Source organism: Flavobacteriales bacterium (assembly GCA_016716605.1).
Classification (GTDB): Bacteria; Bacteroidota; Bacteroidia; order Flavobacteriales_F; family PHOS-HE28; genus PHOS-HE28.
The window spans coordinates 17887-43687 of record JADJWA010000002.1 but is presented as its reverse complement, the minus strand read 5'-3'; the positions used below and the strand labels follow the sequence as shown (position 1 = coordinate 43687).

Genomic DNA, 25801 nt, shown 5'->3' with positions numbered 1-25801 from the left:
ATCAGCGCCGGAGCAGCTTGCCGATGACGAGTGCGGGGCTGATCAGCGCCGCTCGCACGATCCAGGGCAGCGCCTTGAGCGGCCGCTGCGCATTGCGCCACCAGCTGCCGCCGATGGCCCAGTACGCGCGCGCCATCACGCTGCGCCTGAAACCGGCATCGTTCAAGAGGCCGCGCTCCTTAGCCTTGCGCAGCATCAGCAGGTGGTCGCGCTCGAACAGGGCGATGTTGCGGCTCATGCTGCCGCCCACCGTTCGATAACGGAACAGCGCCTCTGGCACGTGCACGCCCTTGAACCGGCTGGCCAGCCCGAGCACCATGTCCTTGTCGGCCTCGTTCGAGAGGGCAGGGTCGAAGCGCAAGCCTTCAGCGAAGCAATGCCGGAGCGCCAGCAGGTTGCTTCCCGCACCGGGCACGGCATGGCGCTCGCCCAGCAGCACGGTGCGGACGAATCCGTCCCCGACGCCGCGCTCAGGGTCACCCGTCGGCCGCAGGTCAGCATCGCAAGGCAGCATATCGCCGAACGCCCAATCGGCACCGGAGCGCTGGAGCGCCTTCATTTTCAGCTCGATCGCGCGCGGCTCCAAGGCATCATCGGCATCGAGGAAGGCGATGGCCTCGCCGCGCGCCGCCTCGATGCCCGTGTTGCGCGCGCGGCTCACGCCGCCATTGGCCTGATCGATCACGCGCACGCGCGGGTCGCCGATGGCTGCCGCCGCCGCCGCCGTGGCATCCTTCGAGCCATCGTTCACCACGATCACTTCAATGGCTGGCCAGCTTTGGCCCAGCACGGAGGCAATGGCCTCATTGATGTAGCGCTCGGCGTTGTAGGCCGGCATCACCACGCTCACCAAGGGATTGTCCGTCATGATCGTGCGAGCGCGTTGCGATAAACGGCCATGGTGCCTTGCCACATAGCGTCGAAGGAGAACATGCGCAATGCGGTGGCACGCCCGGCTTCGCCGATCGCCTTCCGGTCGGCGGCGAGCAGGCGATCCATCGATGCTGCCAAGGCATCGCCGCTGCGCTCCGCAGCAAGGAACCCGTTCACGCCATCGGTGATCGCATCCTTCGCCGCGCCCGTAGCCGTGCTCACCACCGGAATCGCATTCATCATGGCCTCGGCGTACACCAGTCCGAAAGGCTCCAGCACCGCCGCATGCAGGTACGCATCGAGCAGGCCATAGAACGAAGGCATGTGCTCGCGGACGATCCGGCCGGTGAGCAGCAGGTGGCCTTCGAGCCCGGCTTCATGGATCCAACGCCGGACCTCGGGCTCTTGGTCTCCTTGGCCGCAGAGCAGGAATCGGGCATCCGGGTGCTTGCGCACGATGATCCTTGCCGCATCCACGATGTGCCGGTACCCCTTCCATGGGATGAAGCGCGCCACGGTGCCGATCACGGGCCCGTGCCCTTTGAGCCCGAAGCGCGCGCGCAGCTCGGCCATGGCCCTCGGGTCCTTTGCCGTGTGGCGCTCAGGGGGTATGCCATTGTGCACCAAGGCGATCTTGCTCGCGGGCAGTTTTTCCTGTTCGATCAGGTGCCGTTGCGATTCGGATGAAATGGCGATGATGTCCGTCGCGAGCCTTGCGTTCCACCGATCGACGAAGAGCCATTGCCGCGCATGCATCCAATGGTAGCCCGTATCCTGCCGTGTGATCACCCGGACGGGCACCCCGGCCATGCGCGCTGCGATCAATCCGGGAACGCTGTCATCGAACAGGTTGCAGTGAACGATCTGCGGACGGTGCCTTCGGATGTGCCCGTGAATGGCAGGCAGGGCGCGCAGCAGGCCTGCCTTGCGGCGCCTATCGTCATAGGGCACCCATTCGCACGGAAATCCGAGTGCGGCCATCTCATCGATCATGGCCGGGCGCTCGGGATGGAGATTCACGAAGGTGTAGCGAATGCCGCCTTCGCGCGCTGCGCGCTCGGCGAACCAGCTGAGGTAGGGCACCGAGCTGTTGTTCGCGAAGGTGTGCAGCACATGGATCGGTGATGGCATGGTGCGCAGTGATCACGGATGTTTCGGGGCTCCTGTCCTTTTCCGATCGCCGATATCAATCCGCTTGAGCCGATCCAGCAGCGGGCGCTCCGCGACCTGATAGAGCAGCTGCGCCGCGATCAATGCGAGCAAGGTGTACGCCAGGAGCAGCAACACCTTGCCCCAAGTCAATTCGTGCAGGCCGGTGAGGCGCTTCATCGCGCTCTCGGCGAAATAGCCCACCGGCACATGCACGATGTAGAGGCTATAGCTGATGGCGCCCAGCCAATCGGTGCGCTTCGAGCCCAGGGCGGGTTTCCAGAGCAGCAAGACCGTTGCTCCGGCTGAGAGCAGCACCGGGGCAAGGTCGTTGCGCGCCAGCAGCGCAGCGAGGGTCAGTGCGAAGACCGAGGCGAATTCCTTGGCGGTGATGCGGCCCTGCTTCCACAAGAAGGCGGCTACGCCGAAGATGAAGAAGCCGCAATGCCGGAAGAGAAGGTGATCGTCAACGAAGCTCAGGCTTAGGGCGCAAACCAGGATCATGGCATTGGCCAACCGGCGTCCGTGGAGCAGGATCGGGAGCGTCAAGGCGATGGCCAGATAGAATTCGAATTCAAGCGCGAGGGTCCAGAACGCGAAGTTGAACCAGCTGCTGCCGAAGATCTGAGGATGGAAGAGCAGGTTGCCGATCACGGAAGCGGCATCGATCCCTGGCCAGTCATGCGCCTGAACGGGCCTGCCTAACATGAACAAGGACAGCAGGTGATAGCCGATCATGAGCAAGGCCGAGATGTACGCCAGCGGCGCGATCCGCAAATAGCGCTTCCACATGAACGGGCCGATCGAGGACCAGGTGTACCCGCTGCGCACCAAGCTGTATGGGATCACGAAGCCGCTGAGCACGAAGAACACCTCCACGCCGTGCTCACCGAAGGCGAGCAAGGCTTCAAGCGGATGCGGCCTCAGGGTGGGCAGCACAACGCCACCATAGTGAAAGAGCACCACGCCTAGGGCGGCCAAGCCCCGGACCGCATCGATGGTCCGGAGCGCCATGCGTGGAGCGCTTCCCGGCTTGACTGTCATCAGCTCGCGTTCGTCTGGGTCAATGCGGTTCGTTCGCGCCGCAAGTTGGACTGAACCAAGACGAAGAGGAAGTGCCTTCGGATGCCGTTGAGGATGGATGCCCTGCTCAGATTCATGCGCGCTAGCCATGCCCGGTGCCAAGGCGGCCGCCGAGCAGTGCGCGAATATCGGATGCACGCACGAAGAACAGGTCACCCACGGCGATTCCCATGCGGTGCCGTATGGCATGCAGCACCACGGCCAGCACGGCCGCATAGGCAAGCGTGCTGGCAATGGCGGCGCCAGCGATGCCCATGGCCGGTATCAGCGCGAAATCGAGGCCGATGGTGAAGGCGGCACCGACCGCAGCGGCAAAGAGGTTGTAGCGCTGTAGCCCGCCCTGCACCACCAATTGGGCCAGCAGCTTGAACGCGCAATTGAGCACGATGCCCGGCAGCAGCAGGCGGAGCGGCAGCACGGAGGCGGCGAACACCTCTCCGAAGATCAGCGTCACGGCCCACGGCGCGATCAGCGCCAGCACCGCGGCCAATCCGAGCACCAGCGTGAAGTTGATGCGCGAGACGGCCTTGAAGCGAGCCAGCATGCCCGCGTCGTGCGATCCGAACAGGTACGGCTGCACCACGCGCGAGAACGGCTCGGGCACGTGGAAGAGCAACTGCGCCAGCCCGACTCCAACAGCGTACACGCCCAAGCTGGCTGTGCCGTGGTAATGGTTCACCACCCAGGTGTCGAAGCGGTAGTTCACCATATTCACCAGGATGCTGAGGTAGCCCACCATGCTGAAGGCCAGCACCGGCCGGATGGCGCTCCAAGCCCAAACCGGTGCGGGGCGCAGGCCGATGTGGATCGCATAGAGCAAGCCCGAGAGCCCGGTGATCACGCCCTGTGAAGCGATCGTGACGATGAGCACGGCTGCCAGCATGCGTTCGGGATCGATGCGGTCGCGAAGGATGAACAGCACGGCGAAGCCGGCGGCGCTCACGCCGGCCCCGGCGATGCTGGCGAGGTTGAGTTCCCGGAAGCGCTTGCGGCTCAGGAGCATCGACAGGCACGCCGTGTTGATCAGCGAGAGCATGATGCTCGCGTAGATGAAGGCCCAATAGAGCCAATGGCCGGCGCGCTGCGGCATCAGCAGCTCGTTCGCCGCAGGCACCGCGCGCACCCCGGCAAGCAGCAGCGGCGCGAGCAGCAGGTTGATCAGCAGCAGCGTGGCGGCCGTGCCCACCACATTGCGCGATTGGCCCTCCTTGGCCGCGAAGTAGCTGATGCCGTAGCCGATGTTCAGCGAGAGGAGCATGGAGAAGAGCGCGGACTGATTGGTGATCAGGGCGTACTCGCCGCGGCCCTCATCGCCCAGCAGGCGCGTCATGAGCATGCTCGCCGCGAAATAGAGCAGCAAGGTGGGCACCTGCGTGAGCGTGGTGTAGAAGATGCTCTTCTTCAGGCTCATGGCACGCGTGCTGGTGCGGTTGCGGAAGGGGCCATGAGCGATGCGCAGGTCATAGCACGAAGGGGAGGCGCTCCAAGAGGCGTTCGTAGCGCTGTGCTTGGGCGTGCGCGATCCGGTGCTCGGCGCTCTCCGGCGGCTCGCCATGGCGCCGCCAATGCGCGAAGAGATCCAGCGCCTCCTGGTGCGAATCGCTCATGTGCACAAGGTCGCGCAGATCAGCGTATTCAGAGAGCCAGCTGCAGAAGAACGGCTTGCCCTGCGCCAGGAACTGCACCACCTTCTGGCTCGATATGCGGTTGGCGGGCGAGTTCGGGTCCATATACAGGAAGCCGAATCCACTGGACGCGATCAGCCGCTGCAGCTCCGCGTATTCCACCTCGCCGAGCATCTGCACGTTCGGATAAGCCTCCTCGAGCGCGATGCGCCTGCCGATGGGATGGCTCACCTTCACCGGGCCGGCCACCAGCCAGCGCACATCCGGGTGCGCCAGGATCAGCTTCTCCCACAAGGCGAAGTCGTGCCGGTCGTTGAAGTTGCCGATGTATAAGCCATAGCCCTCACCGTGTGGGCTTGGGGCGGATGGCCGATCGAAATCGGCCGGCAGCAGGCCATGCGGAACGTGATGCACGGACTTGTTCCGCGCGGCGAACCGGGGCATGAGGTCCTTTGCGATGCAGAAGACGTGGTCCACGTTCGCGGCGAGCTTCGCCTCATCATTCACGCCGAGGCTGTGGTCGTCCGCGCAGTGGTAAACCGTGGTCACCGGATCAAGCCCGCTGAGGGCCACCAGCCGGCTCGGGTCGAAGGTCCAAACTAGGGGCTGATGCCGTCCGGTGCGCCTCAGGTGTCGTCGCAGGCGCCATTGCACCAGTGAGTCGTTCAAGCCGCGGAGGCGGCCGCCAAGGAATGGCAGCGCGTTGTTGTAGTTGAGCACGGCCACATCCTCGGCCGAGCGTTGCTCCTGGATCCGCCACTTCAGCAGGTTCACCGGCCGCCAGCGCTTGGCCTGGTTCACGAAGAGCACCTCACGCTGCTCGGCAAGCGACAGGGCCCAGCGGTGCTTGCTGTAGCGCGGCCCATCCCAGGCTTCATTCGAAACGATCATCACCGGGTGCCCTTGAGGGATCACCTTCCTTCCATCACGCACGGCCGGGATCGGCGGTGCATTGAACAGGCCGCTGATGATCCGCTCCGAGAGCGCGCCGTAGCCGACGGAGTCCAGGTAGGCATCAACAGCGGCTGCATCCACCTGGCGATGGCCGAGCAGCACCTCGTTCACCAGTTCGAGGAAGTGATCCGGATCCTCCGCCTTGAACAGGCCCTTGCCTTCCAGCGCGAGCACATAGCTGTTGTTGGTGGAGACCGTCGGGCAATGCTGGGCGAGGTAGGTGAGGGCCTTCAGCGGTGTCCTTCCGGCGCTGACCGGCACGCTCCGCGCCGGCTCGAATTCATAGGCCACCAGGCAAACGGCAGCGGCCTTCACCAGGCTCTTGAGCTTCTCCGGATGCAGCACGCCGAGGTAGTGGACGTTGGGCAGGCTGAAGAGCATCCGGTACTGCGCATGGGCGGCTTCATTCAATGGGAACTTCTTGCCGACGACCACCAGCTGCATCTCGGGCCTTGCTTGGGCCAGCTTGATCAGCAGCGGGAAGTTCAGGGATCCGCTCAAGCCGCTGGCCAGGAGCGCGAACCTGCCGTGCTGCGAGCGGTACGCGTTCACCTCGGCCTCTTGGGATCGCCGGTCCGACGCTTGCACGCCGTGCGGGATCAGCATGCAGTTCGCGTTGATGCGCCGGTAATGATCCAGGTACCACGGGTTGATGGCCACCACCAGATCGGCGGAGCGCGCGAAGAGATGATCCATCGGGCGCTCGATGTAGGGGTCCACCACATGGTAGATGACCTTGCTGCCGCCGTGCATGCGCGCCAGGTGCATGGCGAGCGTGGTGGGGAAGAAGGACCAGATCACATCGGCGGTGGATGGCAGGATGCGCGCCACTTTGCGCGCGTTGAGCCTGTTGATCCAACTGCTCAGGCTGCGGCCTAGCACGCGCAAAGGCAGGTTGTTCCGGTAGGCCACCACGTGCACGCCTTCCGGCACGCGCCAGGCCCGCGCCCGGAACGAGAAGAGATCGGTCCAGCGCCAACGGTCCGGGAGCCCGACGAAGTACACATCGTTCTCCAAGGCGAGCTGCGCGGCATAGTGGTGCTTGGAGTACCACATGTCGCCCCATGGCTCCATGCTGAAGATGACGATGCAACGGCGCATGCTGGGCTCAGGCCCAGAGGCTGCTCGCGCAGGACCGGGTCCGGGCGAATGTAAACCGGTGGTTCGGGAGCGCTGGTTCAAAGCCCGATGCCCGCAGCGACTTCAGGCCGGCAGATCAGGAAGTTGTAGTGCGCGCTACGGCTCAAGCGCTCGGTGCGCTGCGGAGGCCATGACTTGTCGTCGATGTTGTAGTAGGCGTAGCCCAGGCCATCGACCAACTCGGCTACTTGTGCGGCCACCGTGTCATTGAGCAGCTCGACCAGCATGGTCGGCCGGTCGCGGCGGATCAGGTCGATGAAGCCGCGCAGTACCGTGGGTTCGTAGGTCTCCACATCGATCTTGATCAGGTCCAATGAGGGCTGCTTCAGCTCATCGAGCACGTCCATCACGGTCAGGCAAGGAACCTCCACGGGGATCAGGTTGCTGTCCTCCTTGTTCCATTCGGGGTCGAGGGATACGGAGAGCACATGGTCCGACCAGCCCTGGTCGTACAACGTGGCCACGCCCTTGCGGTCACTGGCGGCCGCGCGGATGGCCGCTATGCCTCCGCCGTTCAACTCGAAGTTCATCCGCATCCGATCGAAGACGCGCTGTACGGGTTCCAAGGCTGCGATCACCGCTTGCGGGGCCACCGCCTTGGCCACGAGTGAATACACGCCGGTATTGGCGCCGACATCCAGGATCACGCGAGAGCGTCGGCACAAGCGCACCCACAGCTCCAGTGAGGTCTTCTCCCACCCGCCCAAGCCGCGCCAGAACAGCTCGTTCTCGATCAAATGCCCGTGATGCCGGATCCGGAAGGATGCGCGCTCATCGACCTTCACCGTGAAGATGCCTTTGAAGTGCAGGTGCCGGTACACCGGTTCTGGCAAGCGGATCACCGCGCGCAGCAAGGTGTAGAGGGGCTGCTTGAACGGCAGGGCGTCGTAGGCCCGCTTCGCCAATCGTTTCAATGCGCTCATTGCCTTAACATGCACGGCAAAGAACGCAGACGGCGCTGAACACGCAAGGATGCTCGCAAGCGGCCTAAACTTGCCCGCATGGAAGAGCGCTTCAATCGCAACCGGGTGCTGCTGGCCGTGCTGGCGCCTTTGGCCGTGCTGGCCTCTGGTATCGCTGGGCATCAGGCCTGGGGCAGCGTGGGCCTCGTGCTGCCCATGGCGCTGGCAATGCTGATCACCGTGTTGCTGCTGATCGATCTGCGCCACCACCGCATGCAGGTGTTCGCCAAACAGCATGCGGAAGCCCGCAGCGCTTTCCATCAGATGGAGTCCATCGTCGGCCTCCAGGAGGTGCTGCGACCCGTGCTGCCCTTGCCCGCTACGCGATCCTGGGCCGCGGCGCCTGATCTGCTCCGCGAACTGGCCGTCCATTGCCTCACGCGCGAGGTGCGCGTGGCCGTGGAGGCCGGGAGCGGGGTTTCCACCTTGGTGATGGCGTATTGCATGAAGCGCAAGGGACAAGGGCGCGTGATCGCCCTCGAGCACGATGCCAGTTATGCCGAGCGTAGCCGGCAGCTGCTGGCCGACCATGGCCTCAGCGAATTCGCTTTGGTGGTGCATGCACCCTTGGTGAAGCACGTGATCGACAACCGCGAATGGCAGTGGTACGATCTGTCCTGTGTGGACCTTGATGCGCCGATCGACCTCCTGCTTGTCGACGGCCCGCCCGATACCACGCAGGCTTTGGCGCGCTGGCCGGCATTGCCGCTGCTCCAAGCGCGTCTGGCGCCACGCGCCACCGTGTTCCTCGATGATGGCGATCGCGCTGATGAGCGCGAGACCGCACGCCGCTGGAAGGAGGCGCATCCTGAAGCCACCCTCGATCACCTGCCGCTTGAAGGCGGGTGCTGGGTGCTCCGATTCTGATCAACACCGGAGCCGGCCCCTGGTCGCGAGGCCATCATGCCCTCCACGGCCTCGATCACCAGCACGCTGGAGAGCATGAGCACGAAGGGGAACTGCAGCACCAGATAGCGCCATTCGCACATGCGCAGCCCGAGCGGGAAGATCAGGGTGAGGTAGATGGCCGAAACCGGGATCAGCACCTGCAGCATCGACGGCTGCTTGCGCCACCGCCACGCCAATACGGGCAGCGCCACCCAGAAGAGTCCGTAGATGCTCAGGAACATCGCGGATTGGGTCACCTTGAAGGCCTTCATCGGCCAGGAGAGGTCTTCAAATGCAGTTAGGACCATCGACTCCGTGCCGTGCTGCGCGAGCAGGTTGCGGAGCATGCGCAAGCGGCTCATCACGTGGTACTGGAACGGGGCTTCCTGCCGGAACAGCGCTGCGTACCGGTCGAATCGGGCATTCACCTCCTGCACGGCGCGCATGGAATCGGCGCTGCTCAGTGCACCGCTCTCGATGGCGCGCACCATCGGTCCGAACCACGCCAGGCTGTCGCGCGTGTATCCATCGACGTACGCATAGGGTGGCGGCTCCTTCGCCTTTCGGCCTTCATCGTCGATCGGCGCGCCTCCCTTCCAGACCCCGTACCAGCGGATGTCGGCGCCGGGGTTCCACCAGATGTAGTCGCCGCCGTAGCACTGCATGAACTGCATGGCGTGCCCGCGCACCTCTTGCATGAAGTAATCCGGCTGGTAGCCCTGATTGGTGAGCGGCCTGAACCGATGGTTCACCATCCAGTTGCGCGTGGTCCATGCCGCATCGAGCGTCAGGAAAGGCAGCAGCACCAGCACCGCCATGCGCCACTTGCCGCCGGTTGGCCAGAAGCGCCAGGCCAGGAACGCGACCGGCACGATGAGCAGCACGCTGATGGGGCGCAGGAAGATGAGCCAGGCGAGGATCAGCCCGGCGAGCAGCAGCAGCCCTTGCTTGCGCTCCTCTAAGGCCTTGTCGAGCAGCCAGGCGTGCAGGATCAGGGCCGAAGTGGCCAGGCTGTCGCTCGAGATGATCGAATCGTACCACGCGCTGTATGCGCTCAGCAAATACACCGCGAAGACGATCAGGCCAACCCGGTGCTTTCCGGTGAGTCGCCAAGCGAGCAGCGCCAGCAGGTAACAGGTGATGCCCGAGAGCAGCCACTGCAGGATCACCATGGCCTGACGGCTCCCGATCGGCCCAAGGAACTGCCTGAACAGGAGGTACGGCGCTCCCACGCCCGGCATGCGGTAATCGTCCTTATAGGTGCCGTGCTCGATCAGATGGTCGATCGGGTCCAGGTAAAGCGCGGCATCGCCCGATTCCACGTAGAACCAGCCATCGTGGTCAGCCGGCGTGAGCTGGGCCATCGAGAGCGCCCCGTACAACGCGCGTCCGGCCAGCGCGATCAGGATGAAGGTCAGGGGCCGCCTATGGAGCAGGTTGTTGCTCGAGAGCCAGGAAAGCATCGCTGAATAAGTGGAAGGCGGTCGGCAAGGTTAGCTGAAAAGGCCATAGCCCGGGCATTGCCATGCGCGCACCTAGCTTTCGCCGCCAACGTTCCCGGCCGGCGCTATGGCATCAGTCACTCTCCTCACCAGCGATCCACAAGCGGGCTATCGGGCGCTGCGCACCGAGATCGATGCGGCCATCCGCGAGGTGCTCGAAGGTCCGGCCTACATCCTCGGAGAGCCCGTTGCGCGTTTCGAGCAGGCATTCGCGGCGTATTGCGGTGCACGCTTCGGCGTCGGGGTGAACAATGGCACCGATGCCTTGCATCTGGCCCTGCGCGCCTTGGGCATCGGAGCGGGCGATGAGGTGATCGCCCCTTCGCATACCGCTGTGGCCACCGTCGCGGCCATTGATATGGCAGGGGCCACGCCCGTGCTCGCCGATGTCGATCCGCGCTCGCGCACCATCGACCCGCATGCGATCGCAGATCGGCTCACTGCACGCACGAAGGCCATCATCGCCGTTCACCTCTATGGCCACGCAGCGGACATCGGCGCTTTGCAGGCGCTGTGCATGGAGCGCGGCCTGCTGCTCATCGAGGATTGCGCACAGGCCCATGCCGCCGAATGGCAGGGCAGGAGGGTGGGCTCCTTCGGTCATGCGGCCGCCTTCAGTTTCTATCCCACCAAGAACCTCGGTGCCATCGGCGATGCGGGCATGGTGCTCACCAGCGATGAGGCGGTGGCGGACCGGCTCAGGCTGCTTCGGCAATACGGCTGGCGCACCCCGCAGCACAGTGAGCTGCGTGGTTGGAACAGCCGGCTCGATCCGTTGCAGGCCGCCATCCTCAACGTGAAGCTGAAGCACCTCGACGCGCACACCGCGCGGCGCAGGGCCATCGCGCAGCGCTATGCCGGGCAGCTCGCGGATCTGCCGATCCAGCTGCCCACCGTGGCCGAGGGCGTTGCGCACGCGTACCATCTCTTCGTGATCGAGGCCACTGAACAGCGCGTGCGCGATGCGCTGCGCGCGCACCTGGCGGCACAAGGCATCGTCGCGGGCATCCACTATCCGTTGCCGGTGCATCTGCAGCCGGCGTACGCCGATATCGCGCATGGCCCCATGGGGGTGAGCGAACGCCTCGCGCGCACCGTGCTCTCGCTGCCCCTCTACCCTGAAATGTCCGATGCGGATGCCGATCGCGTGATCAAAGGCGTGCGCTCCTACTTCAACCCCGCTCCATGACGGCCACCATCGACGATCTGCGCACCTTGCGGTTCCCGCGCTTCACCGATGCCAGTGGATCGCTCTCGGTTTATGCCGACTTGGGCGAACAGGCCTTGGGCATGCCGATCAAGCGGGTCTTCTCCGTGACCGGGGTTCCTGTTGGTGGGCAGCGCGGGGACCATGCCCACCGCTGGTGCACGCAGACCGTGGTCTGCCTCAAAGGCAGCGTGTCCATCGATCTCGATGACGCGCAGCGATCCCGCAGCATCGTGCTCGATGATCCGGGGACCGGGGTGCGCATCCCTCCGGGCATCTGGAACAAGCTCACCTTCGCTGGACCCGATACCGCCATCATGGTGTTCTGCGATCAGCCGTATGACGAGTCCGACTACCTGCGTGATCGCGCCGAATTCGAAGCCCTGAAGCGCGCATGAGCATGACCGACGCCGAGGTGGCGCGCATGGACGAGCTGGAAGGCTCGCTCTGGTGGTACCGCGGGCTGCGATCGCTGATCACCGCAACGCTCGAGGCGAACGCTCCCGGCGCCAGCGACGTGCTGGATGCCGGTTGCGGCACCGGGGGCATGCTCAAGGCCATCGGCGCCATGCGGCCGGGCTTGCGCCTGCATGGGATCGATCTCTCGGCGGCCTCATGCGCCTTCACGCGCAAGAAAACCGGCGCCCAGGTGCTTCAAGGCTCGATCGATGCGTTGCCTTTCGCCGATGGATCCTTCGACGCGGTGGTCAGCCTCGACGTGCTCGGGTACCGCATGGACCGCCTCGCCGCGGTGCGCGGATTCCACCGTGTGCTGCGCCCGGGCGGAACGCTGGTGCTGAACCTGGCCGCCTACCAGTGGATGCTGAGTTACCACGATGTCGCCGTGGGGCAGGTGAAGCGATTCAGCCGCCGCGAAGCGAAGGACCTGCTGCGTGCGGCCGGCTTCGAGGTGGTGCGCGCCACCTATTGGAACACCCTGCTCTTCCCCTTGATGGCCATCCGGCGGAAACTCTGGCCGGCTCCGGAGACCAGCGACGTGGCTCCCTTCCATCCGATCGTGGATAAGGTCTTCGGTGGCTGCTTGACCTTGGAGCGCATGCTCATTTCCTTCGGGGCGTCGCTGCCCTTCGGCGGTTCGGTGCTCCTGGTGGCCCGGCGCCCGCTCGCATGATCTCCCTCTCCATCGTCATCCCCGTTTACAACGGCGCCTCCAGCATCGAGCGGCTGGTGCACGAGCTCGCCGGCCTGCGCATCGATGGCGGCGTGGAAGCGGTGCTGGTGAACGATTGCAGCCCTGACGGGAGCTGGGAGGCCATCCGGCGCTTGTGCCTGGAGGCGCCCATGCCCATCATCGCCATCGACCTGGCGCGCAACTTCGGCGAGCACAACGCCGTGATGGCGGGCTACGCCGCCGCACGCGGGCAGTACATCATCAGCATCGACGACGATTTCCAGAACCCGCCCTCGGAGGTGAAGCGCCTCTTCGAGCACCACTTGCTGCATGCGGAGCTCGACGTGGTGTACACGTATTACGAGCGCAAGCAGCATTCGCTCTTCCGCAACCTGGGCAGCCGCTTCAACGATGCCGTGGCCAACGTGCTGCTCGACAAGCCCAAGGACCTCTACCTCTCGAGCTTCCGCTGCATCAACCGATTCCTGCGCGATCGCCTCCTTGAATACGGAGGACCGTACCCATACATCGATGGGATCATCCTGGAGAATACCCAGCGCATCGGCAGGCTGAAGGTGCTGCACGCCCCCCGCGAGGAAGGCAGCAGCGGCTACACCCTGCGCAAGCTGGTGCGCCTCTGGCTGATCATGTTCATCAACTTCTCCGTGATGCCGCTGCGCGTGAGCAGCGTGATCGGGGTCGTGGTGAGCCTGGTGGGCTTCATCATGGCCATCACCGCCTTCGCGGAGAGCCTGCTCACCGATACGCCCCAGGGCTGGGCCTCGCTCATGGCGGCCGTGGTGGTGTTCTCCGGGATCCAATTGCTCATGCTCGGCCTCATCGGGGAATACCTCGGGCGCCTCTTCCTCATGCACAAAGGCAAACCCATGTACACTGTTCGGGAAAGGCGCGATGCCGCTCCCGGTGCCTGATCGGCGATCGTGGGGATGTCCAACAGCGAGCGCGCATGAAGCTGGTCCTGTGCACGGGGAACGCGGGCAAGGTCGAAGAGCTCAGGCCGCTGCTGCCCGCCGGCATCGAAGTGATCTCCTTGACGGATGCCGGGCTTCCGCTCGACCTGCCCGAGACCGGCGATACGCTGGAGGCCAACGCGCTGCAGAAAGCCCGCTACGCGCACGAGCGCACGGGCCTGCCCTGCCTCGCCGATGATACCGGTCTTGAAGTGATGGCGCTGCATGGAGCGCCCGGCGTGCTTTCTGCGCGCTATGCCGGGCGGGCCAAGGATCCCGCGGCCAACATGCGCAGGCTCCTCGATGAATTGCGCGGCGCTGCGGACCGGACGGCGCGCTTCCGCACGGTGATCGCGTTCGTGGCGGCCGGTATGGAGCGCAGCTTCGAGGGCGTGGTCACGGGGACGATCACTGATGCGCCGCGCGGTGCCGGGGGCTTCGGGTACGATCCCATCTTCCGGCCGGACGGGCATGCGCGCACCTTCGCGGAAATGGGTCTTGACGAGAAGAACACGATGAGCCACCGTGCCCGGGCCATGCGCGCAGCAACGGAATTCCTCCGCGATCAGCCTTTGCGCTGAAGCATCTGCTCCACCAAGCCGTTCACCGCTGCCGTCACGCCGATGCCCGATACCTCGAGCATCTTCGGGAAGATGCTGGCCCCGCTGAAGCCCGGGGTGGTGTTCACCTCGATGGTCACCAGGCGATCGCCGGTCCAGATGTGGTCCACGCGCACCATGCCGCGGCATTCGAGCAGCGTGTAGATCGCCGCTGAACGCTCCTGCACCAAGCGCGTCACCTCATCGGGCAATGGCGCGGGCACCAGCTCCTGCGTATCGCTCGCGTGGTACTTGGCCTCGTAGTCGAAGAATTCCTTTGAATGCACGATCTCGCACACGGGCAGTGCGTGCGCAGTCCCGCCCAGGTCGATCACGCCGCAGGTGAGCTCGCGACCGCTGACTCCCGCCTCGGCCATCACCGTGGCGCACTCCGCGAAGGCGGCATCGAGCGCGGCCTGCACCTCGGCGGCTGACTTCACCTTGCTGATGCCGAGGCTGCTGCCGCTCCGGTCGGGCTTCACGAAGCAAGGGAAGCCGATGGCCGCCACGCGCGCATGCAGATCGGGCATGTGCGGCATGAGCAAGGCCGATGGGGCCACATCGAAGCCGAGATGCCGCAGCAGGGCCGTGGTGCCGTGCTTGCTCATGGTGAGCGCCATGCACAGCACGCCGCCGGTCTGGTAGGGCACTTCGAGCAGGTCGAGGTAGCCCTGCAGCAGGCCATCCTCGCCGGGGCTTCCGTGGATCGCGATCATCGCGCCGGCGAAGCGCTCAGGTCCTTGTCCGCGATCAACGGAAAAGGCGCCGCGATCGAATGCGCCCGGAACCTCTTCGGGCGTTTCGCAGCTCCAGCCGCTCCGCGAGATGCTCACGTAGAGCGGATCGAAGCGCGCGCGGTCGATGGCGGCCATCATGCGGGCCGCGCTCTGCATGCTGATGACCGATTCGCCGGTGTATCCGCCGCGGACAACGGCGATCAGTGGAAGTGGCATGTGTTGTAGCGTGCGCGAAGATGGAACGGGCATTCCACGCCCGGATTGCGGCGATGGGACGATTCGCGCACCTGTGATCGTGGATGGCGTGCGCGATCTTCGCCCGCCCCACAGGATCCATGGCCGCCGTCCGCCCGCTTCTCCTGATCATCGCCTGCGCAGCTGCCGTGGCGGTGCACGCGCAGGCCATCGCGCGCAAACAGCTTCACACTTCGTTGGGCGGGGGCATCGGCTTGCTCACCATCAACCACGCCGCCGACAGTGTTTCGGCGGATGCCGTCCTCAGCGGTGCCGTCGCCTTCCGCGTGCAGTATGCGTTCACCACGCGGTTCTCCTTGGGCATCCACTACGATCGCATCGGCTCGGACCGCATCGGCAAGGCCATCGACCAGGTGCGCTTCAGCACCTTCATGATCAGCGGTGCCTACCGGCCGTGGATCGGTGAGCGCGCATTCGTCGAGGTGCATGGCGCGATCGGCACGGCGGCGCTCTCGCTGGAGCTCCATGCGATCTCGCTTCCGGTGGTGGGCCGCAGCGCGTGCAATTCCATCGGCGCTCGATACGTGCATCTGCTGTCCAATACGGTGTGCGGCTTCGTCGGGATCGAAGCCACGGGCGGGACGCGGATCGCTGTGCAGCGCTACGACGGCATGCCCTTCACCGATGCCGACGGCCGGTCCGGCGGACTGGATTGGAGCAGCCAGCGCGCGGTGATCGGAATCGCGGTGCGGTTCTGAGAACGGCAGATTCCGCCTAGACCTTGCCCAAGGTGGTGGCCATCACCTCTGATGCTAGCGCGTCGGTTCCAGGTGCTGCCAAGGTCACGCGGGGTTGGCCGAGGAGGCGAGCGGAGGGTAGAGGATCAAGGCTGGAGACAGGGGATGCCAGCTTCAAGTGTTCAAGCACTAAAAGGCAAGGATCTTAATGCAAGCTTCAAGTGTTCAAGCTTCAAAGGGCAAGCTTCAAGTGTTCAAGCTTCAAAAGGCAAGCTTCAAGTGTTCAAGCTTCAAAGGGCAAGCTTCAAGTGTTCAAGCTTCAAAGGGCAAGCTTCAAGTGTTCAAGCTTCAAAGGGCAAGCTTCAAGTGTTCAAGCTTCAAAAGGCAAGCTTCAAATGTTCAAGCTTCAAAAGGCAAGCTTCAAGTGTTCAAGCTCCAAAGGGCAAGCTTCAAGTGTTCAAGCTTCAAAGGGCAAGCTTCAAATGTTCAAGCTTCAAAGGGCAAGCTTCAAGTGTTCAAGCTTCAAAGGGCAAGCTTCAAGTGTTCAAGCTTCAAAGGGCAAGCTTCAAGTGTTCAAGCTTCAAAGGGCAAGCTTCAAGTGTTCAAGCTTCAAAGGGCAAGCTTCAAGTGTTCAAGCTTCAAAAGGCAAGCTTCTTAATGGAAGCTCAAAAGCACAAGACTCAAGGCTCAAGCTTCAATGGCAGATCGGACGCAGGTCATTGACCCTTTCTTCGCTTGTTCACGATGACCTTCGCGACGATCCTGATCAGTTCCTCGCATTCCTGCGACAGCCAGATCGTGTCCGGGTCGGTTTCGGGCATCAGTTTAGCGAGACGCTGGATTCGCAGGTTCGCGCGCGACTCCTTCAGTTCCTTCAATGCGATCTTGCACTTGTGCACGAAATCGTTGTCGGATTCCGCCGCCTGTGATTCCCCATAATGCAGCGCAGGAGACCCGCCGCTTCGAAGCAGTTGACCGGCGTAGTACCGACCGGAAATGGACTTCGGCATCCGATCAACATAGATCACGATCCGCGCAGCGAACACCGTCAGCCGCTCCTCCAGGTCATAGATCTTCTCCCTCATGATGCGCCATTGTACCCACGGCTTTCAGTCTTCAATCTTGAGGCTTGAGTCTTGAATCTTGAAGCTTGAGTCTTGAATCTTGAGCCTTGAAGCTTGATTTCCCTGTCCATTCGCCTAGACTTTGCTCAAGGTGGTGGCCATCACCTCGGCTTCCAGCGCATCGGCTCGTGCCTTCAGCGCTTCGGCCTTGGCCAGCACATCCGCTTTGAACGCCGCATCATCAAGCCCTGCGCAATTGATGCGCACGTTGAGGTAGCCGCCCAAGGCCCCGGCTCTTGCGCAGAGCGCGCCTACGCCTGCATCGCTCACGCTGGCGGGCAGACCGTCCTTCGCCATGGCCTTCATCAGCGCCATGCTCTCTACGCACACCTGCATGGTGCGCAGCGGCGTGTTGATGGCGCCCTTGGTGGCCTCGGTGATCGCGGCCTTGCGCGCGGCTTTCTCCTCATCGTTCCCTTTCGGCAGGCCCATGGCGGCCATGATGCGGTCGAAGGCGCGCGTGTCCTCATCCACCAGGTAGAGCAGCTCGTTGCGCAGCGCCTCGCCCTTCACGGCCCACTCGCTGAACTCCTTCCAGCGATCGTCCCAGCCGCGCTTGTGCGCACTGAGGTTCGCCACCATGGTGCCCAGCGCCGCGCCCAGCGCGCCCACATAGGCCGCCACGCTGCCGCCACCAGGCGCCGGGCTCTCGCCCGCGGTCTCCTCGCTGAAGCGCTTCAGGTCCATGCGCACCAGGCGCTCGCTGTTGGCGTCTTCCAGCATGTACTCGATCACCTTCTTCTGCGGGTCGAAGGGCGCGAGGTCGTCGAGGCCCAAGGATTTCACGGCGATCTTGATCTTCTCGCGCTCTGCGATGCCCAGGCTGCGCTGCTGGCGAGTGAGGTAGAAGTCGGCGGCATCGAGCAGCGCCTGCTTCGGGATCAGGCCCACGAGCTCGCTGCCGGTCACGCGGATGCCGCGTGCATCGGCGGCCTTGCATGCTTCATCGAAGGCGATGTGCACCGGCGTCACCGTGATGTCGGTGAGGTTGAGCGAGAGCTGGGCGATGCCGTACTCCTCAATGAACCACCCGATGCCCTTCACGCTCTTCAGCTTGCCGGGCACCTGCGTTTCGCTGCCATCGGGCTGCTTCACTTTCCGGCCCGCTTCGCGGATGTCGAAGGCGATGGCGTTGGCGCGGCGCGTGCTGGTGGTGTTGAGGTTCACGTTGTAGGCCACCAGGAAATTGCGCGCGCCGATGGCGATGGCGCCGCTGCGGGCCACGCTGTCGGTGAATCCGGCAGGACCGGAATCGGGTTTCCACGCAGGATCCTTCAGCTTCTTCGGCAGTCCCTCGTATTCGCCGCTGCGGTTGTTGGCCAGGTTGCGGCGCTTCTCCTCGCTCGCGGCGGCTTCATACAGATAAACCGGGATGCCCAGTTCCTTGCCTACGCGCTCGCCCAGGCGCTTCGCGTGCGCCGCACATTCCGCCATGCTCACGCCGCTGATGGGCACCAAGGGGCACACGTCGGTGGCGCCGAAGCGCGGGTGCTCGCCGCTATGGCCGCGCATGTCGATCAGCTCCTGCGCCTTCTTCACCAGTCGGAAGGCCGCCTCGCATACCGCTTCGGGCTCGCCCACGAAGGTGATCACCGTGCGATTGGTGGCCTTGCCGGGGTCCACGTCGAGCAGGCGCACGCCTTCCACAGTCTCCACCACGGCGGCGATGGCGTCGATCTTGGCGCGGTCGCGGCCCTCGCTGATGTTGGGCACGCATTCGATCAGTCGGTTGGACATGGATGGCTTGGAATTGGGGCGCAAAGATGGGAGCGTGCTGGGAGCGGGCATGCGGGTCGCGCGCCCATCTTTACCGCCGTGCGCCCCCTGTACAAGCTCGTCTTCCTGAAACTGCTCGGTTGGGAGCTGCGCGACGAGCGCCCGGCCAAGCTCGACCGCTTCATCATCGTGGTGGCGCCGCACACCAGCAACTGGGATTTCGTGGTGGGCCTGTCCGTGCGCAGCATCGCGCGCCTCACCGATGTGAAGTTCCTGGCCAAGGATTCGCTCTTCGGGCCGCTCACCGGCTGGTTCTTCCGTGCGCTCGGCGGCTTCCCCGTGAACCGCAGCACCCACAACAACATGGTCGATGCCGTGGTGGACCTCTTCAAGCGCGGCGCGATCAAGAAGATCGCCATCACCCCCGAGGGCACGCGCAAGTACCAGCCGAATTGGAAGACCGGCTTCCACCGCATCGCCACCGGTGCCGGCGTGCCCATCATTCTGTGCACCTTCGATTTCAAGGAGAAGCTCGTGATCATCACCGCGCCCTTCCCGCTCACCGCCGATCCCGAAGCCGACATCGAGCGCATGAAGGACTGGTTCCGTCCGCACAAGGGCAAGAACCCGGAGGATGGCGTGCGCTGATGGCACGATGATCGAAGCGCTCCCCGTATGAAGCCCATCGCCCTCTTCAGTTTGCTGGCCTGCGCAGTGGCCGCCCACTCTCAGGATCGCTTCCCCACCATGCACGGCGAACGTGCCGACGGCAGCACCATCGAATTGCCCGGACAGCCCAGCACGCCCTTCATCGTGATCGGCCTCGCTTACGGGCAGAAGGCGCAGCCCGCGTTGGAGGAATGGTACGAGCCCGCCTATCTGCGCTTCGTGGCCAAGCATGGCCTCTTCGCGAACGCTTACAGCACCGAGGTGTACTTCGTGCCGCTCTTCACCGGCGCGAACAAGGCCGCCTATGCTCCCAGCTTGAAGAAATTCCGCCAGAGCGCCGAGCCCGAAGTGGCCGACCGCGTGGTGTTCGTGAAGGAGGATGCCGACGAGATCCGCCGAGCGCTGGGCCCTCACCGACAAGGACATTCCGTACTTCTTCGTGGTGGACCGCGAAGGCCGCATCGTGCATCGCGCGCAAGGCGAATTCACCGACGATAAGCTGGAGGCGATCGAAGAGGTGCTCTTGCGCTGAAGCATCCTGATCCCTTCGCGATGATGCCTGTATGGCTCAGGGCTTGCGTGCACAGGTCATCGCACGCGGAGGAAACCCTGCTTCTGCGTGATGCTGACCAGGTTGGGGTAAAAGGCGAGAGTCGTGCACCGAAGGCGCGAAGCCGCGCGCGGTCCCGTTTCACTTCAAGCGCTCCAGCACGCCTTTGCGCTTCACGATGTTCTGGTAGTCCCATTGGATGGCGCGCGCTTTGGCCAACCAACGCCCCAGCAGCGCCTCATCGATCTGGCCGGCGCTGGTGTAGCGTGCCTCGGCCGCCTGGAACTTGCCCTCGCTGCTCAGGCCGGGCTCGTTGAACGAACGTCCGCTCCAGAAGAGCAAGCGCACGCAGCCTTTGAGCTTGCTGTAGCCCACGATCGGATTGCCATCGAGGAACCATACGGGATGCGCGTGCCAGATGCGCTCCTCGGCCTCGGGCAGGTGACGGCGGATCACGGCCGCGAGCCGGTCGCCGATGGCGCGATCACTCGTCGAAAGTGACTTGTTGTATCCGTCGGCTTCCATGGGAAGGCATGCTTGCGATCAACCGTGCGCGTTCAAATGCTGCGCTAATGCCACGCTCCAATGATGGACCCTTGCAGCATGAGGAAGCACACTTGATAACCGGCATCGATGGCCCAGAGCGCAAGCGACTTCCGTTGGTACAGGTAATTGATGCCGGTGCTGGTGGCCACGAAGCACGCCCCGATGAAGAGTCCGTGCAGCAAGCCCACGCTCCAGGTGAGCTTGGCGGGATCCTCCGTGTGCCAGAGCATGGCCAAGCCCAGTCCCATCACGAAGGTGAGCACCAGGGTGCTGCCGAAGATCATGCCCATGTTGGCGCCCTTCTTCAATTCCTCCTCCGAGAAGCCCAGCTCCTTCATCCAGCGCTTGCCGAAGAGGAAGCTGTACCACACGAAGCCCAGGAAGAAAGCCGCGATGGTGGCCACGAGGACCGCGAAGAAATTCACGTTGCTGAAGTCCATGGTGAAGGGTTTGGTATCACGAACCTAGCGAATTGGGCGTTGGGGGGCGAATGGGGGGAGCGCATGTCTTCGAAGACAAAAGACGCTGCGGCGAGCTAGCTTCCTGGTTCGCGTCACGCGCGGCGCCTTGCGCCATCCTGCCGGCTACTTCCCCCCTTCACCGAACAGCACCCACAGCCGCACCGCCCCACCCACCGTCTTCACCCCCAGCTTGGCATACAAGCTGGCTGCGAGCTTGTCGAAGTTGCGCTTGCTCATGCGCATGGCGCCGGCGATGGCCTCGCGCTTCTCCTCATCCTTATGCGCGATGCGGCGCCACACCTCATACTCCTGCGGCGTGAGCTCGCGCAGCCGTGGAGGTGGCGGCTCGGAGAGCGCCAGCGCACGGGCGTTCAGCAGCGCGGCTTCCAATTGGGCCGTGAGCGCGCGCAGGCGGCGCAGCAGGCGGCGCGCATCGGGCGGTGCGTTCGGGCGGCTCCTGGTTCCCATGGCCATTGATCATTCTGCAATACGCAGCGCGCGGCCCGCTAGTACGCAAGGACCCCGCCGCTTGAGCAACGGCAGGGTCCCCATGACGCAGGCACGGTTAGCGCGGCCTCTCGGCGGCCGGGTCGCTCCAGGGCCCGGCGCCAGCAGCGCCCACCGCGCGCACCCTGAAGTAGTAGAGCTTGTTGCCGGTAAGCCCGGTGGCGCTGTAGGTGTTGTCGCTCTGGTTCACCAGCGACTTCCAGTCGGCCTCCACGGCGGGGTCGGTGGAGTTCGACTGCGCCTCGTAGAACATGCGGCCCACCACACGGTCCCAGGCCAGGTCCAGCTGGCCGGCCAGCTTGTTCACCTCTACGCGCAAGTTGCCCGGCGCGGGCAGCGGGCCCACGGGCTCCGGTGCTTTGCGGTACGGGTAGCCCGCGCTCAGGATCTTCTCCGGGTCGCCGCCGCTGGTCACCTGCACGTAAGCGCCCAGCAGCACGAGCAGGTCGCGCAGCTCCTGCACGCGCAGGTTGCGCGCCAGGTAGTCCTGCTTGCCGCCGTTGTTCAGCACGGCGGTGTCGGCGGCCTCCACCGCATCGGCGGCGGCGCCCACGGCGGCCAGCGTGGGCACGGGCGTGGTGAAATCGGCGTTGCCCGTAAGCGCCGCGATGATGGCACGGGCGCGCTCCACGAGCGCGGCGGGGCTTAGTCCGCTGAGTGCGAGCTTCACGATATACAGCAGTGTTGCCATGGTACGGGGCCGTGCGTGGACCAACGATTGGTTGATGAGGAAGCGCCGCCGCGCGCCGAATCGTATGCCGGCCACAGGAACAATCGCTGCCGTTCGCCTGGCAGCGTTCGCTGCCGTATCCCTTCGGGAACCCTTGGCGCGCAAGGGTCCTGGAGTGCGCGTATGCGGATTCAGGACGTGCCGGCGGCATGCGCCTTCACGCGCGTAATAGCCGCGCTCGTATCACGAGGACCTCGTCTCACCAGTGCGAGACGAGGCGAAACCATAGTGGCGCGTGGTCATGCTATAGCGAGACGACGCGACACCATAACGAGGCGACGCCATGCGATAGCGAGCCGACGCGTCACCATAGCGAAGCGACGCGTCACCTTAGTGAGGCGACGCGATACGATAGCGAGGCGACGTCATGCAATAGCGAGGCGATGCGATACGATAGCGAGGCGACGGCTCATCATAGCGAGACGACGCGATACAATAGTGAGGCGACAGCACGCAATAGCGAGGCGACATGATCCTATCGCGAGGCCACGCCACGCATTAGCGAGGCGACAACGATTCATAGCGAGGCGGCATGATGCAATGGTGAGGCGCGGGCATCCAAACCTCGACAGGGCCTCTCGAAGAGGACTCTGTCGCTCGTTAGCCAAGGACGCAGGGTCCCCGAAGTGTTTCATCCCGGTTCTGCGGGAACGGAAGGGCCTGCGGCAGTGGAAAATGCGTGGGACGGTCCGGCGCGGTACCTATTCCTTGAACCGCTCCGTGAATGTCTCCTCGATCCGCCTGTCGTTGTCGTTCTTCTCCCACGGGCCGTAGGTGATCGCCATCTTCGTGATGGCCTCCACACTGATGTCCCGGAACTGGAACCAGAGGATCAGGTTCTCCTGCTCGCCGATGGCGTCCAACCGGGTGCCGATGCGGGCGAACAGCTTCGCGTTCTTCTCGGCGATGGTGGACTTGTCATACAGGATTAGGCGCACATGATCCGGCCCCGGACCGTCGTCCAGGGGCAGGTAGGTGATGCTGTCCTGCTCGTTGATCCGGATGCCAACGCGCATGCTCAGCAAGGGAGGCCACTCGTTGATCTCCAGCGGCGTTACCAGGATGGACGCCTGGATGTCGTTGCGGCCACGCGTGGAGTCCGACCGGATCATGGACAGCAGCTCCAGCTTGTATTTGGAGGCCGGCGGCGTTTGACCCGCGGCCGAAAGGCCGAGCAGCAGAATGAAGGGAAATGCCAGGTGGCGCAGCATTGGGGTGGGCAGGAACCAAGGTAGGCGCCTCACGCGAAATGCGGGGTTGACCGGAGGCGGTTGGTGCCGTGGGGAGTGACACCCGCCGGATGATTGGTAGACTTCTTTCGTTTCCTGCGATCTTGGCATCGATGATTACTCCTTGGGGCCATTTCGCTCAGGTGTTCCTTCTCTTCAGTGTAGGGGTGACCGGCCTAGTGTTTCTCCTGAAGCACATGGCCAAGAAATGGATTGACAGCGCGTTCGAGGTCAAAATGAAAGAACTAGAGCATCAATACGCCCTGATCCAGCAGCGAGAGAATGTGAAGTATGCCAAGACCTTTGAAAGCCGATGGGAGGCCTTCAGAACAATGACCAAAGACTTGGTGAGTATGAAAGAGTGCGTCAAGAAGGTTCTGTGGCACCTTGACTCAACCTGGTTGCATAAATGGGAAGAACGTACCAAAGGGAAGGATCCAATTCTGCGAGGTGGTATACGCCTTGAGACCTTAACCAAAGAGTCGCTCGAATACCTCGACCGAATCCCCGACCCTCAGAAGAAATGCGCTGTACTGGTGGCACACAACGCACCATTCCTTACAGAGGCCTTTCTGTCCAAGTGCAATGACATTCTCGACAAAGTGTGGCGCTACCACTATGTGATAGATTCTCTTCGAGGTGAACAGACCATAGAGCTTAACCTGATTCGTATTCGAGAGGATGCCAAGTATATCGAAGACGGCATTGAGGAAATTCTCAAGATGATACGAGAGATGGTAGGGGGTGACATCACATGAGGCTGAACACAGCGATTCGCTTACCCATTAGCGCGGAACGCTTGTATTAGGAAGCGTGGACCTACCAAGTTCCAAGCTCCTTCAGATACTCAATGCCTTGAAAGGCCGCCATCTTGGCATCATCCAAGTCTTTGAAGCGTTTCTTGCCCCAGGTTTCGTCGACCTTCACCTTGTATTGAGAACTTGACTTATCACGGTAGATGAGCACAAGTTTGCCGTCAAGCTTCAGATAGTAGCTGCCCTTGTCACTGACTTTCCATTTCTTCTTCGTCCAGTTCCGCCGACGGCTTGCTCTGTTCCTTAGTTCAGTTTCACGACGCCGTGGTGTCGAATAATCGCTGGTCATTTTCTCAGCGCAAACACACCCTACCCTAAGTTCTTCATCATGCTCCGGGTGGCTCACGGTATGAACGAAGCGGATCTTTTCATTGCCGCACATTTGGCAAGTCTCGTAGTCCGTCTCCGACTCTGACTGTCCCTCAGAGCGGATGTCTTCTACATCCACCAATCGCCATCCCTTGTGCGGCAACCCTGGGTGGTTCCAACGACTGGACATAGTAGAGTCTATTTCTCAGGGAGGTCCTGTTCCGGAACTTGCTTCTATCCATGCTTCCGCCAAACCAAGCTAAGCACCGTGTCGCGATTGGGGTAGCTCAACTCGTACATTGGCTCGTCCCTATCCACCTCGTCACCGTTGAACCAATCATCGGGACGAAGCTCATCCTCTTTGTCGTACTTCGTGCCCTTCTCGAAATACTCAGCGGCATTTGAATTGGGCGGTACAGGCGTATTCTTCTTAGGAAGCCAGTAGCGATACTTAAAGCCCTCCGTGTTTCTGGCCCATTGAACAATCCCATTCTTGGTCTTGATCATGGCCATTGGGAACATGTCAAGTTCGAAGTACCGATAGATGGTGGCCGAGATACTAGTGCCGAAGGTGCTGGCCAAATGTTGAATTGTCGCCGCCGAGAGTGGCCGCGTCATACACGCCCGACGAAAATGCGAAGAGGGCATGAGAAGGCATGAGGAAAAGAAGTCAGCCTCGCGTTCCGCTTCGTTCGTCTGCTCAGTTCGATTGAATGAGGCATGTGCAGGTATCCCGGCGGCCAGCGCGTTCCTGTGTTCGTCGATATAGAAGTGCCCAAGCTCATGCCCGAATGTGAATCGGCCACGAGGAGAGTCAGGCTCTTTCAGACGGGTCAGGTTGATGTAGATGTGAAAGTGACCGAACCTGTGCTCTAGTAGCCCGTCAAATGATTGGCCATAATCCCCATACGAGAAGGTAATTTGGTTGCCACGAGCTATCGCTTCGACATCGAGCGACTGCCCTTTCCAATAGGAAGCGGCGACATATTCGGCGAGATCGATGATCTCCTGTTTACGATATTCATTCAGCATTCCCACCGGACTCCTCGGTACTACTTCTGTCCTTCTTCATTTGCGCTGCAACATCATCGGGTATCACGCCACCTTCCCTCGCAGCTCTCGCCAGATTCTCTTCAATGGACTTGTTCGAATAGTCACCCATTGAATTCAATGAGATTGATTCACCTCTGCGTAACACTTCGAATGGGTCATTTAGATGACTTGGAAGCTCGATTTTTTCCTTCGCGAGTTCTTTCTCAAAGCTCTCTAACTCCTCTTTCGTGGTTGGAAAGACGAACCCGAATCGTCGAAGTGCTTTCAGCCAGCCCTTCTCGAAGGATGCGTCATCCGGGCCTAGGCCAGAGTTCAAATTGACCTCCTTGCTCATTTCC

Annotated in this window: 29 protein-coding genes; 11 read left to right on the top strand and 18 right to left on the bottom strand. The window is 62.9% G+C overall.

All coding sequences use genetic code 11. The features are described 5' to 3' along the window. Window position 1: 1 nt before the first annotated feature. The 6 genes from IPM12_15100 to IPM12_15075 form a co-directional block, all read right to left on the bottom strand. Window positions 2-868 carry a glycosyltransferase gene (locus tag IPM12_15100; protein ID MBK9149130.1) on the bottom strand — a complete coding sequence of 289 codons (867 nt, stop codon included), beginning with the start codon at window positions 866-868 and terminating at the stop codon, window positions 2-4. Next, window positions 865-2004 (bottom strand): glycosyltransferase family 4 protein, encoded by a 1140-nt coding sequence (locus IPM12_15095; protein ID MBK9149129.1) that lies wholly within the window; start codon window positions 2002-2004, stop codon window positions 865-867. The genes IPM12_15100 and IPM12_15095 overlap by 4 nt, the downstream gene beginning before the upstream one ends. Window positions 2005-2016: 12 nt before the next feature. Beyond that, window positions 2017-3036: an acyltransferase gene (locus tag IPM12_15090; GenBank protein ID MBK9149128.1), complete on the bottom strand. Its 1020-nt coding sequence runs from the start codon at window positions 3034-3036 to the stop codon at window positions 2017-2019. A gap of 151 nt (window positions 3037-3187) precedes the next feature. Beyond that, the gene (locus IPM12_15085; protein MBK9149127.1) at window positions 3188-4516 is read right to left on the bottom strand and encodes a polysaccharide biosynthesis C-terminal domain-containing protein; all 1329 of its coding nucleotides are present in this window, start codon (window positions 4514-4516) and stop codon (window positions 3188-3190) included. A gap of 49 nt (window positions 4517-4565) precedes the next feature. After that, window positions 4566-6785: a glycosyltransferase gene (locus IPM12_15080; protein ID MBK9149126.1), complete on the bottom strand. Its 2220-nt coding sequence runs from the start codon at window positions 6783-6785 to the stop codon at window positions 4566-4568. 77 nt (window positions 6786-6862) lie between these two features. Continuing rightward, window positions 6863-7747, bottom strand: coding sequence for an FkbM family methyltransferase (locus tag IPM12_15075; GenBank protein MBK9149125.1), 885 nt, complete (start codon window positions 7745-7747; stop codon window positions 6863-6865). Between the two features lie 78 nt (window positions 7748-7825). Between IPM12_15075 and IPM12_15070 the strand changes: the two genes are divergently transcribed. After that, window positions 7826-8653, top strand: a complete 828-nt coding sequence (locus IPM12_15070; protein MBK9149124.1) for a class I SAM-dependent methyltransferase — start codon at window positions 7826-7828, stop codon at window positions 8651-8653. Here the strand turns inward: IPM12_15070 and IPM12_15065 are convergent. Next, window positions 8611-10137, bottom strand: coding sequence for a hypothetical protein (locus IPM12_15065; GenBank protein MBK9149123.1), 1527 nt, complete (start codon window positions 10135-10137; stop codon window positions 8611-8613). The genes IPM12_15070 and IPM12_15065 overlap by 43 nt on opposite strands. Window positions 10138-10243: 106 nt before the next feature. On the opposite strand from IPM12_15065, the gene IPM12_15060 reads away from it, so the two are divergent. Genes IPM12_15060 through rdgB form a run of 5 tightly spaced genes read left to right on the top strand, consistent with a single transcriptional unit; the run spans window position 10244 to window position 14067 of the window. Further along, window positions 10244-11365 carry a DegT/DnrJ/EryC1/StrS family aminotransferase gene (locus IPM12_15060; GenBank protein ID MBK9149122.1) on the top strand — a complete coding sequence of 374 codons (1122 nt, stop codon included), beginning with the start codon at window positions 10244-10246 and terminating at the stop codon, window positions 11363-11365. Further along, window positions 11362-11781 (top strand): FdtA/QdtA family cupin domain-containing protein, encoded by a 420-nt coding sequence (locus IPM12_15055; GenBank protein MBK9149121.1) that lies wholly within the window; start codon window positions 11362-11364, stop codon window positions 11779-11781. Before IPM12_15060 ends, IPM12_15055 begins: the two co-directional genes overlap by 4 nt. Then, window positions 11778-12515 (top strand): class I SAM-dependent methyltransferase, encoded by a 738-nt coding sequence (locus IPM12_15050; protein MBK9149120.1) that lies wholly within the window; start codon window positions 11778-11780, stop codon window positions 12513-12515. The genes IPM12_15055 and IPM12_15050 overlap by 4 nt, the downstream gene beginning before the upstream one ends. Continuing rightward, on the top strand, window positions 12512-13447 hold the full coding sequence (locus IPM12_15045; protein ID MBK9149119.1) for a glycosyltransferase family 2 protein: 936 nt from the start codon (window positions 12512-12514) through the stop codon (window positions 13445-13447). The genes IPM12_15050 and IPM12_15045 overlap by 4 nt, the downstream gene beginning before the upstream one ends. A 35-nt stretch (window positions 13448-13482) precedes the next feature. Further along, window positions 13483-14067, top strand: coding sequence for an RdgB/HAM1 family non-canonical purine NTP pyrophosphatase (rdgB, locus tag IPM12_15040; protein ID MBK9149118.1), 585 nt, complete (start codon window positions 13483-13485; stop codon window positions 14065-14067). Here rdgB and IPM12_15035 read toward each other — a convergent pair. Further along, window positions 14052-15038 (bottom strand): ATP-grasp domain-containing protein, encoded by a 987-nt coding sequence (locus IPM12_15035; GenBank protein ID MBK9149117.1) that lies wholly within the window; start codon window positions 15036-15038, stop codon window positions 14052-14054. The genes rdgB and IPM12_15035 overlap by 16 nt on opposite strands. Window positions 15039-15157: 119 nt before the next feature. Between IPM12_15035 and IPM12_15030 the strand changes: the two genes are divergently transcribed. After that, entirely contained in the window at window positions 15158-15775 is a 618-nt protein-coding gene (locus tag IPM12_15030) for a hypothetical protein (protein MBK9149116.1), read from the top strand. Window positions 15776-15826: 51 nt separating this feature from the next. Next, window positions 15827-16477: a hypothetical protein gene (locus IPM12_15025; protein ID MBK9149115.1), complete on the top strand. Its 651-nt coding sequence runs from the start codon at window positions 15827-15829 to the stop codon at window positions 16475-16477. Here the strand turns inward: IPM12_15025 and IPM12_15020 are convergent. Beyond that, a complete protein-coding gene (locus IPM12_15020) occupies window positions 16471-16839 on the bottom strand; it encodes a four helix bundle protein (protein MBK9149114.1) in 369 nt (122 codons plus the stop codon). The genes IPM12_15025 and IPM12_15020 overlap by 7 nt on opposite strands. Before the next feature lie 114 nt (window positions 16840-16953). Beyond that, on the bottom strand, window positions 16954-18615 hold the full coding sequence (gene ftcD, locus IPM12_15015; GenBank protein MBK9149113.1) for a glutamate formimidoyltransferase: 1662 nt from the start codon (window positions 18613-18615) through the stop codon (window positions 16954-16956). A 78-nt stretch (window positions 18616-18693) separates the two neighbouring features. Here ftcD and IPM12_15010 point away from each other — a divergent pair, with 78 nt between their 5' ends. Both IPM12_15010 and IPM12_15005 read left to right on the top strand, forming a co-directional pair. Continuing rightward, a complete protein-coding gene (locus tag IPM12_15010; protein MBK9149112.1) occupies window positions 18694-19242 on the top strand; it encodes a 1-acyl-sn-glycerol-3-phosphate acyltransferase in 549 nt (182 codons plus the stop codon). A gap of 27 nt (window positions 19243-19269) precedes the next feature. After that, window positions 19270-19761: a hypothetical protein gene (locus IPM12_15005; GenBank protein ID MBK9149111.1), complete on the top strand. Its 492-nt coding sequence runs from the start codon at window positions 19270-19272 to the stop codon at window positions 19759-19761. A gap of 193 nt (window positions 19762-19954) precedes the next feature. Here the strand turns inward: IPM12_15005 and IPM12_15000 are convergent, their stop codons facing one another. The 5 genes from IPM12_15000 to IPM12_14980 all read right to left on the bottom strand — a co-directional run bounded on the left by IPM12_15000 (window position 19955) and on the right by IPM12_14980 (window position 23268). After that, entirely contained in the window at window positions 19955-20338 is a 384-nt protein-coding gene (locus IPM12_15000; GenBank protein ID MBK9149110.1) for a DUF1801 domain-containing protein, read from the bottom strand. 44 nt (window positions 20339-20382) lie between these two features. Then, on the bottom strand, window positions 20383-20799 hold the full coding sequence (locus IPM12_14995) for a DUF1761 domain-containing protein (protein ID MBK9149109.1): 417 nt from the start codon (window positions 20797-20799) through the stop codon (window positions 20383-20385). A 144-nt stretch (window positions 20800-20943) separates the two neighbouring features. Next, the gene (locus IPM12_14990) at window positions 20944-21288 is read right to left on the bottom strand and encodes a hypothetical protein (protein MBK9149108.1); all 345 of its coding nucleotides are present in this window, start codon (window positions 21286-21288) and stop codon (window positions 20944-20946) included. Window positions 21289-21385: 97 nt separating this feature from the next. Beyond that, window positions 21386-22018 (bottom strand): fibronectin type III domain-containing protein, encoded by a 633-nt coding sequence (locus IPM12_14985; GenBank protein MBK9149107.1) that lies wholly within the window; start codon window positions 22016-22018, stop codon window positions 21386-21388. Window positions 22019-22758: 740 nt separating this feature from the next. Then, window positions 22759-23268, bottom strand: a complete 510-nt coding sequence (locus tag IPM12_14980) for a hypothetical protein (GenBank protein MBK9149106.1) — start codon at window positions 23266-23268, stop codon at window positions 22759-22761. Window positions 23269-23483: 215 nt separating this feature from the next. Here IPM12_14980 and IPM12_14975 point away from each other — a divergent pair, with 215 nt between their 5' ends. Next, window positions 23484-24044 (top strand): hypothetical protein, encoded by a 561-nt coding sequence (locus IPM12_14975; GenBank protein MBK9149105.1) that lies wholly within the window; start codon window positions 23484-23486, stop codon window positions 24042-24044. A gap of 61 nt (window positions 24045-24105) precedes the next feature. Here the strand turns inward: IPM12_14975 and IPM12_14970 are convergent, their stop codons facing one another. From IPM12_14970 to IPM12_14960, 3 genes are read right to left on the bottom strand one after another with little or no spacing between them, the layout of a single operon-like run. After that, window positions 24106-24600 carry a hypothetical protein gene (locus IPM12_14970; protein ID MBK9149104.1) on the bottom strand — a complete coding sequence of 165 codons (495 nt, stop codon included), beginning with the start codon at window positions 24598-24600 and terminating at the stop codon, window positions 24106-24108. Window positions 24601-24644: 44 nt separating this feature from the next. After that, window positions 24645-25442: an ImmA/IrrE family metallo-endopeptidase gene (locus IPM12_14965; GenBank protein MBK9149103.1), complete on the bottom strand. Its 798-nt coding sequence runs from the start codon at window positions 25440-25442 to the stop codon at window positions 24645-24647. After that, window positions 25432-25797, bottom strand: coding sequence for a hypothetical protein (locus tag IPM12_14960; protein MBK9149102.1), 366 nt, complete (start codon window positions 25795-25797; stop codon window positions 25432-25434). Before IPM12_14960 ends, IPM12_14965 begins: the two co-directional genes overlap by 11 nt. Window positions 25798-25801 lie beyond the last annotated feature (4 nt).

Excerpts from the sequence above, each read along its gene's own strand:
- IPM12_15100 (MBK9149130.1), bottom strand. The coding sequence starts at position 868 with ATGACGGACAATCCCTTGGTGAGCGTGGTGATGCCGGCCTACAACGCC.
- IPM12_15095 (MBK9149129.1), bottom strand. The coding sequence starts at position 2,004 with ATGCCATCACCGATCCATGTGCTGCACACCTTCGCGAACAACAGCTCG.
- IPM12_15090 (MBK9149128.1), bottom strand. The coding sequence starts at position 3,036 with ATGGCGCTCCGGACCATCGATGCGGTCCGGGGCTTGGCCGCCCTAGGC.
- IPM12_15085 (MBK9149127.1), bottom strand. The coding sequence starts at position 4,516 with ATGAGCCTGAAGAAGAGCATCTTCTACACCACGCTCACGCAGGTGCCC.
- IPM12_15080 (MBK9149126.1), bottom strand. The coding sequence starts at position 6,785 with ATGCGCCGTTGCATCGTCATCTTCAGCATGGAGCCATGGGGCGACATG.
- IPM12_15075 (MBK9149125.1), bottom strand. The coding sequence starts at position 7,747 with ATGAGCGCATTGAAACGATTGGCGAAGCGGGCCTACGACGCCCTGCCG.
- IPM12_15070 (MBK9149124.1), top strand. The coding sequence starts at position 7,826 with ATGGAAGAGCGCTTCAATCGCAACCGGGTGCTGCTGGCCGTGCTGGCG.
- IPM12_15065 (MBK9149123.1), bottom strand. The coding sequence starts at position 10,137 with ATGCTTTCCTGGCTCTCGAGCAACAACCTGCTCCATAGGCGGCCCCTG.
- IPM12_15060 (MBK9149122.1), top strand. The coding sequence starts at position 10,244 with ATGGCATCAGTCACTCTCCTCACCAGCGATCCACAAGCGGGCTATCGG.
- IPM12_15055 (MBK9149121.1), top strand. The coding sequence starts at position 11,362 with ATGACGGCCACCATCGACGATCTGCGCACCTTGCGGTTCCCGCGCTTC.
- IPM12_15050 (MBK9149120.1), top strand. The coding sequence starts at position 11,778 with ATGAGCATGACCGACGCCGAGGTGGCGCGCATGGACGAGCTGGAAGGC.
- IPM12_15045 (MBK9149119.1), top strand. The coding sequence starts at position 12,512 with ATGATCTCCCTCTCCATCGTCATCCCCGTTTACAACGGCGCCTCCAGC.
- rdgB (MBK9149118.1), top strand. The coding sequence starts at position 13,483 with ATGAAGCTGGTCCTGTGCACGGGGAACGCGGGCAAGGTCGAAGAGCTC.
- IPM12_15035 (MBK9149117.1), bottom strand. The coding sequence starts at position 15,038 with ATGCCACTTCCACTGATCGCCGTTGTCCGCGGCGGATACACCGGCGAA.
- IPM12_15030 (MBK9149116.1), top strand. The coding sequence starts at position 15,158 with ATGGCCGCCGTCCGCCCGCTTCTCCTGATCATCGCCTGCGCAGCTGCC.
- IPM12_15025 (MBK9149115.1), top strand. The coding sequence starts at position 15,827 with ATGCTAGCGCGTCGGTTCCAGGTGCTGCCAAGGTCACGCGGGGTTGGC.
- IPM12_15020 (MBK9149114.1), bottom strand. The coding sequence starts at position 16,839 with ATGAGGGAGAAGATCTATGACCTGGAGGAGCGGCTGACGGTGTTCGCT.
- ftcD (MBK9149113.1), bottom strand. The coding sequence starts at position 18,615 with ATGTCCAACCGACTGATCGAATGCGTGCCCAACATCAGCGAGGGCCGC.
- IPM12_15005 (MBK9149111.1), top strand. The coding sequence starts at position 19,270 with ATGAAGCCCATCGCCCTCTTCAGTTTGCTGGCCTGCGCAGTGGCCGCC.
- IPM12_15000 (MBK9149110.1), bottom strand. The coding sequence starts at position 20,338 with ATGGAAGCCGACGGATACAACAAGTCACTTTCGACGAGTGATCGCGCC.
- IPM12_14995 (MBK9149109.1), bottom strand. The coding sequence starts at position 20,799 with ATGGACTTCAGCAACGTGAATTTCTTCGCGGTCCTCGTGGCCACCATC.
- IPM12_14990 (MBK9149108.1), bottom strand. The coding sequence starts at position 21,288 with ATGGGAACCAGGAGCCGCCCGAACGCACCGCCCGATGCGCGCCGCCTG.
- IPM12_14985 (MBK9149107.1), bottom strand. The coding sequence starts at position 22,018 with ATGGCAACACTGCTGTATATCGTGAAGCTCGCACTCAGCGGACTAAGC.
- IPM12_14980 (MBK9149106.1), bottom strand. The coding sequence starts at position 23,268 with ATGCTGCGCCACCTGGCATTTCCCTTCATTCTGCTGCTCGGCCTTTCG.
- IPM12_14975 (MBK9149105.1), top strand. The coding sequence starts at position 23,484 with ATGGCCAAGAAATGGATTGACAGCGCGTTCGAGGTCAAAATGAAAGAA.
- IPM12_14970 (MBK9149104.1), bottom strand. The coding sequence starts at position 24,600 with ATGTCCAGTCGTTGGAACCACCCAGGGTTGCCGCACAAGGGATGGCGA.
- IPM12_14965 (MBK9149103.1), bottom strand. The coding sequence starts at position 25,442 with ATGCTGAATGAATATCGTAAACAGGAGATCATCGATCTCGCCGAATAT.
- IPM12_14960 (MBK9149102.1), bottom strand. The coding sequence starts at position 25,797 with ATGAGCAAGGAGGTCAATTTGAACTCTGGCCTAGGCCCGGATGACGCA.